Source organism: Candidatus Micrarchaeia archaeon (assembly GCA_041650355.1).
In the GTDB taxonomy this organism is placed as follows: Archaea; Micrarchaeota; Micrarchaeia; order Anstonellales; family Bilamarchaeaceae; genus JAHJBR01.
Genome location: JBAZLI010000059.1, coordinates 1 through 5,841, shown reverse-complemented (window position 1 = coordinate 5,841; position 5,841 = coordinate 1). Strand labels below are relative to the sequence as shown.

Annotated in this window: 7 protein-coding genes; 3 read left to right on the top strand and 4 right to left on the bottom strand. The window is 54.8% G+C overall.

Annotated elements, in window-relative coordinates:
- Positions 1-483 (top strand): hypothetical protein (locus WC488_04265; protein MFA5077614.1); only part of this gene is annotated, 483 nt, incomplete at its 5' end.
- Here WC488_04265 and WC488_04260 read toward each other — a convergent pair.
- The 4 genes from WC488_04260 to WC488_04245 all read right to left on the bottom strand — a co-directional run bounded on the left by WC488_04260 (position 474) and on the right by WC488_04245 (position 4,846).
- Positions 474-1,076, bottom strand: coding sequence for a hypothetical protein (locus WC488_04260; GenBank protein MFA5077613.1), 603 nt, complete (start codon positions 1,074-1,076; stop codon positions 474-476). The genes WC488_04265 and WC488_04260 overlap by 10 nt on opposite strands.
- Positions 1,077-1,175: 99 nt before the next feature.
- Positions 1,176-2,273, bottom strand: a complete 1,098-nt coding sequence (gene dnaJ, locus WC488_04255) for a molecular chaperone DnaJ (GenBank protein MFA5077612.1) — start codon at positions 2,271-2,273, stop codon at positions 1,176-1,178.
- A 16-nt stretch (positions 2,274-2,289) separates the two neighbouring features.
- Positions 2,290-4,179, bottom strand: coding sequence for a molecular chaperone DnaK (gene dnaK, locus WC488_04250; GenBank protein MFA5077611.1), 1,890 nt, complete (start codon positions 4,177-4,179; stop codon positions 2,290-2,292).
- Between the two features lie 40 nt (positions 4,180-4,219).
- Complete coding sequence (locus WC488_04245; GenBank protein ID MFA5077610.1) at positions 4,220-4,846, bottom strand: nucleotide exchange factor GrpE; 627 nt, start codon at positions 4,844-4,846, stop codon at positions 4,220-4,222.
- 80 nt (positions 4,847-4,926) lie between these two features.
- Here WC488_04245 and WC488_04240 point away from each other — a divergent pair, with 80 nt between their 5' ends.
- Both WC488_04240 and WC488_04235 read left to right on the top strand, forming a co-directional pair.
- Positions 4,927-5,334, top strand: coding sequence for a hypothetical protein (locus tag WC488_04240; protein ID MFA5077609.1), 408 nt, complete (start codon positions 4,927-4,929; stop codon positions 5,332-5,334).
- A gap of 41 nt (positions 5,335-5,375) precedes the next feature.
- Positions 5,376-5,841 (top strand): hypothetical protein (locus WC488_04235; GenBank protein ID MFA5077608.1); only part of this gene is annotated, 466 nt, incomplete at its 3' end.

The window sequence follows — 5,841 nt, the reverse complement described above, 5'->3', positions numbered from 1 at the left end:
GGCTATGTCGAGAACGCAGGGGAGCTGAAGGAATACGAGCGCGATGGGCAGAAGAGGAAATTCTTCTCGTTTTCAATTTCAGACGGGAAAAACACCGCGCGCGTGGTTATGTGGGGTGGCGTGGAGCGCGGGAAAGGGCTTTTTCCGGGCGCGGAAGTGAAGATAGAAAGCGCAAGAGTTAAGAACAGCGAATTGCACATGAACTCCGAATCGCGGCTGATGGTGAAAAGGAAAAAGGCCGGAATCGGGGGAAAAATCGAGGATTTGGTCGTTTCGGATTCGAAACTGTCCATCACCATCAATGGCGAAAAGCATGAATTCACAAAGGAAGAGGCGCTCAAAATCCTGAACGCGAACGTAGCTGAGGGCATAAAGCTGGAAACCGTGGTGGAGCTCAAGAAGAGCGATTTTGTCGGGAAGGAAATGTTCATAGAAATTAAGGAAGGAAAAGTGGTGGGGGGTTCGCTGAAAAGTCAAGCCTGATGTTTTCTGCTGCTTTCGCCGATTTTATCCTCCATCTCTTTTTGGTCCCTGGCAAACCTAGCCACCTGGTTATTGATTGGGACCGCCTCCAGGCGGCCTGCTTTAGCGCCCGGCTCCAGCATCTTTTTGGCCCTGTATTGCGCGGCTTCCCAATTCCCCTCCCATCTCTGTTTTTTGCATTCGCTCTCAAATCCTTTAATGCCGCCAGCGCGAAGCGCGCTCCTGAAAATTTCCCGCAATCTCTCATCCGCACGGAGTTCCCTGTCTTCAAACATTATCAATACTGCCAGGGCGTTTTCATCGCTTATTTCAGCAGGTATCTTCCTGACATCAGTGAAAACTTGCTTCGAGGTGAAAGCGTCAATCCTCCCGCTTTTCACCAGGGCGCCAGTCAAGCCGTTGAAGACGCTGGCTTTGTCAGTGCCTTTCCTGCCTCTGCCTGCCAGCGCGTCGCTGACCATGTCATGCCAAAGCACCATGTCCCTGTAGCTCAGAGTGAGATATGCGCCGATAATGTTGTTATTGAGATTCATGTAACGTATTACATTCGGGCTATCCTCCTTTTTCCTCTCTTTTTGCGCTGGAGCGGCCATCCAATCACCAATACTCCTTGGTAAAATAAGTTAAAAAATGCGCCAGCTATTGTAACTATAGTTACAATAACACCACCAGCGCAAACAAAACATTTTCAACTAAAATCCGAAAAATCCCTTCTCTTTCTTGCCCAATTCCTCAAGTTGCTGAATCAGTTCCTTCTGCTTCTGCGAAACTTTCCTCGGCACCTGGATGATTACGCGCACCATCTCGCTCCCCCTTCTTCCGCTCCGCACGTCCGGCATCCCCTCCCCCCTCATCCTGAAAACCGTGTGGCTCGCAGTCCCTGCCGGAACGTCCAGCTTCGCATTCCTTCCGTCTATGGTGGGCACCTCTATTTTTGCCCCTAGCGCCGCCTGGCCGAAAGTTATGAGCACGTCCACGTAAAGGTCATCATCCTTCCTCTGGAAAATCCTGTGCGGAAGCACATGGACATGGATGTAAAGGTCCCCGCTCCCGCCACGTCCCTGCTCCCCTTCCCCCTCGAGCCTCACCCTCATCCCGTCCTGTATTCCTGCAGGAATGCCCGCGCCTATCCTTTCCTCCTTCCTCACGCTTCCGCTCCCTCCGCATTCCCTGCACTGCCTCTCCACGGTCCTTCCTTCCCCCCCGCACGCATTGCACGTGCTCACGCTCCTGAACGCCATCGGGCCCAGCCTTTGCGTCTGCACCACCTGGCCCCGCCCATTGCACTTCTGGCAGGTCTTGAACCCGAACCCTGGTTCAGCCCCGTTCCCAGAACATCTCGGGCAAAGCACGTGCCTGTCCAGCCGTATTTCCTTCTTGACCCCTTTCGCGGCCTCCTCAAGGCTCACTTCCACTTCGGTTTCCAAATCCCCTCCGTAGCTGGCCCTTCCTCTCCCGCGCCTGCCCTGGGAAAAGAAAGGCGAATCCTCAAATCCGAACTGCCTGAAAAGGTCAGCGAAATCCGAAAAATCCGCGTTCCTGAAAATGTCCTCGCGCGAGAAGCTCTGGTCAAAGCCCGCGTGCCCGAGCTGGTCGTACTGCTCCCTCTTCTCGTCGTTCGCGAGCACCGCGTAAGCCTCGGAAATTTCCTTGAACTTCTCCTCGGCCCCGGCGCCCTTGTTCCTGTCCGGATGGTATTTCAGCGCCAGCTCGCGGTACGCTTTCTTGATTTCATCCCTGCCCGCGCCCCTGGAAACCCCCAGCACTTCGTAATAGTCCCGCTTGCTCATCAGCTCATCCGTTCACTCACTTTTTCTCGTACTTCCCGTCCACGTAATCGCCTTTGCCGCCTCCCTCGTCCGGGCCAGGCCCGTAACTTCCCTTGAACTCCTCCCCGCCGGCTCCAGGCCCCTGCCCATCCCCAGCTCCTCCTTGGTTTCCGGCCCCTTGCCCGTAAATGCTTCCCCCCACTTCCTGCAGGACCTTTTTCAAGTTCTCCATTTCCTGCCTTATCTTCGCAAGGTCCTCGGAGGCGAGCGCCTCTTTCGCAGCCTTGGAAGCATCCTCGATTTTCTTCTTCTGCTCATCATTGATTTTGTCCTTGAAGTCCGAGAGCGTCTTTTCCCCTGTGTAAATCATGGACTCCAGCGAGTTCTTCGCCTCGGCAAGCTCCCTTGTCTTCTTGTCCTCTTCCGCATGCTCCTCTGCCTCCCTCATCTTCCTGTCTATCTCCTCCTTGCCCATCTTGTGCGGAGCCACGATTTTCATCTTCTGCTCCTTCCCTGTCCCCAAATCCTTTGCAGACACGTGCAGAATCCCGTTCGCGTCTATGTCAAAAGTCACTTCAACCTGGGGCACTCCCCTCGGCGCAGGCGGAATCCCAACCAGCCCGAATTTCCCCAGCTCTATGTTGTCCCTCGCCATCGGCCGCTCCCCCTGGAACACGTGTATGTCCACCGAGGTCTGCATGTCCGCAGCTGTAGAGAAAGTCTGGCTCTTCTTCACCGGGATGGTGGTGTTCCTGTCTATAAGCTTGGTGAAAACCCCTCCGAGCGTCTCTATTCCCAGCGAGAGCGGCGTAACGTCCAATAAGAGGATGTCCTTCACTTCCCCTGCGAGCACCCCTGCCTGCACCGCGGCTCCCATCGCGACGCATTCCATCGGGTCCACTCCGCGCTCCACCTTGGGCCCGACCAACCCCTCCACGAACTTCTGCACCATGGGCATCCTCGTAGGCCCGCCCACTAAAATGACCTTGTGTATGTCCGCAGGGCTCATTTTGGCGTCCCTGAGCGCCTGCTCCACAGGCTTGGAGCACCTCTCTATCACCGGCCTCACGAGCTCCTCGAGCTTAGCCCTTGTGAACTTGTGCGAAAAGTGCTTCGGCCCCTTCGCGTCCGAAGCCAGGAACGGCAGGCTTATCTCGCTCTGCAAAGTCGTTGAAAGCTCAATCTTCGCTTTTTCCCCCGCCTCCCTGAGCCTCTGCACTGCCTGTGCGTCGTTCCTCACATCCGTTCCGCTCTCCTTCCTGAACTGGTCCACCAGATAATCCACTATTATGTTGTCCATGTCCGTTCCTCCGAGCTGGGTGTCCCCGCTCGTGGACTTCACTTCAAAAACATTACCCCCGAATTCCATGATGGTTACGTCCAGCGTCCCTCCGCCCAAATCGAACACCATTACCTTCATGTCCTTCCCGGCCTTGTCCAGCCCGTAGGCAAGGCACGCTGCCGTAGGCTCGTTCACCAGCCGCACAACTTCCAACCCCGCAATCTCGCCCGCGTCCTTCGTAGCCTGCCTCTGGTTGTCGTCAAAATAAGCAGGGACGGTAATTACGGCTTTCTTCACCGGCTGGCCCAAAAACGACTCTGCATCCGCCTTGATTTTCTGGAGCAGCATCGCAGAAAGCTCCTGGGGCTTGTATTTCTTCCCGTGGATTTCGTACAAGTAATTAGTGCCCATCTTCCTCTTGAACGCGCTCACTGTCCCGTGCGGATTAGCCACAGCCTGCCTTTTCGCCGGCTCCCCGACAATCCTGGTTCCGTCAGCATTTATTGAAACATAGCTCGGGAAAGCCTTTCCATAAAGCGAAGCGCCCTCTGCGCTTGGAACTATGACCGGCCTCCCGGCTTCCAGGACCGCAGCAGCAGAATTTGAAGTTCCTAAATCAATCCCTATTATTTTTTCGCCTGCCATATCATTCACCTTTTATTTTTCTTCATTTTCGCGTTTCGCGTCATTCCTTTTCTTTCCCTCCATCTCCGCCTTTTGCATCGTCATCTTTTTTCGCCTGTACCATTTCCTTCTTTTTCGCAACTATGACTTGCGCATGCCTCAGCACTTTTTCCCCGAACAGGTACCCTTTCCTCGCGACCTGCAGCACAGTTCCGCTTTCCCTCTCGCTCTCCTGCTGCAAAACCACTTCGTGCATGTACGGGTCGTATTTCTCCCCATCGCACTTCATCTCCCTGACTCCTTCCTTCTCAAGCGCCTTCCGCATGTTCGCAAGCACCATCTCCATCCCCTTCTTCTCCTCGCCCTTCAGGTGCCCGAGCGCATTCTCGAACTCATCCACCGTGCTGAGCAGGGATTTCGCAAGCTCCATCTTCCCCAATTCCTTCCTCTCGCCCATCTCCTTCTGCGTCCTTTTCCTGTAATTCTCGAACTCAGCCTGCAGCCTTACCAAATCCTCCTCAAGCTCCTTTCCGCTCTCCTCAGGAAGCCCAGGCTTTTCGTCCGCGCCAATCTCGGGCTTTTTCTTCTCCGTACCCAGCTCCTTCATCCCCTTCGCTCCGGAAATTTCCTTCGGCTCTTCGTGCGCTATCTCCGCAATTTCCTCTTTCTTGGGTAATTTCTCAGCCATGCAATCGTGCCTGCAATATTTTAAGTAATCTTTTATTATTTTAACAAATCCTTTTAAATTTATCCTTTCCAATCTATTCCATGGGAGCCCAGCGAGTGCAGAAAATAACCATAGTGGGGCTGGACGCGCCGCATTCCAGCGACGTAAAATCCGAGCTGGTGTGGATGTGCAAATGCCTGGACATGGACCCGAAAAGGGACCGGCTCGCATTCGACATATTCCTGCATCTCCTGGACGCGAGCAGGAAAGGCGGCGGCGTGAAGACGATAGAGATAACGCGCACGAACAACGTTACCCAAGCTGCAGTAGTTTATCACATGAACACGTTCATGCGCGCAGGCCTGATAGTGCGGCGCGGCCGCGAATACTACCTTCGCGGGGGAAGCCTGGAAAAGACCGTGGAGGAAGTCGAAGCTGACATGCTCAGGCGCATGCGCCTGCTGCGCGCGATGGCAGGGCGCATAGATGAAACCCTGTTCGGCAGGTAGTGGTTTATAAGACTGGAAGAGAAAATAATTGGGGTGTTGGGATGGACGGAAAAAACATTCTCCTGAAGGTTTCAGAGGCGCTCCAGAACGACATAGGGCGCGGCATAGTCCGCATAGATTCCAAAGCCAAGAAGGAGCTCAACCTCGCTACCGGGGATTTCGTGAAATTAAGCGGCAAGAAGTCCGCAATCGCGGTAGTTTGGCAGAGCCACCCGGAAGACGAAGGGCTGGACATGGTGCGCATGGACGGCACGGTGCGCCAGAACACCGGAGTCGGGCTCGGGGACAAAGTCAAGCTCGAGCGCATAGAAGTGAAGGAAGCCAAGCGCATAGTGCTTTCCCCGCGCGAAGCCATGCGCTACAGCCCAGGCTTCGAGCAGTACGTGAAGCGCAAAGTGATAGGGCGCGGGATGGTGAAGGGCAACATACTTCCCGTGGGAGTTTTCGGAACAGCAATTCCGCTCATAGTTTCCCAGGTCGTTCCCCAGTCCCCTGTGGTGGTCACTG

Coding starts and splice junctions, on each gene's coding strand:
- WC488_04260 (MFA5077613.1), bottom strand. CDS start 1,076: ATGGCCGCTCCAGCGCAAAAAGAGAGGAAAAAGGAGGATAGCCCGAAT.
- dnaJ (MFA5077612.1), bottom strand. CDS start 2,273: ATGAGCAAGCGGGACTATTACGAAGTGCTGGGGGTTTCCAGGGGCGCG.
- dnaK (MFA5077611.1), bottom strand. CDS start 4,179: ATGGCAGGCGAAAAAATAATAGGGATTGATTTAGGAACTTCAAATTCT.
- WC488_04245 (MFA5077610.1), bottom strand. CDS start 4,846: ATGGCTGAGAAATTACCCAAGAAAGAGGAAATTGCGGAGATAGCGCAC.
- WC488_04240 (MFA5077609.1), top strand. CDS start 4,927: ATGGGAGCCCAGCGAGTGCAGAAAATAACCATAGTGGGGCTGGACGCG.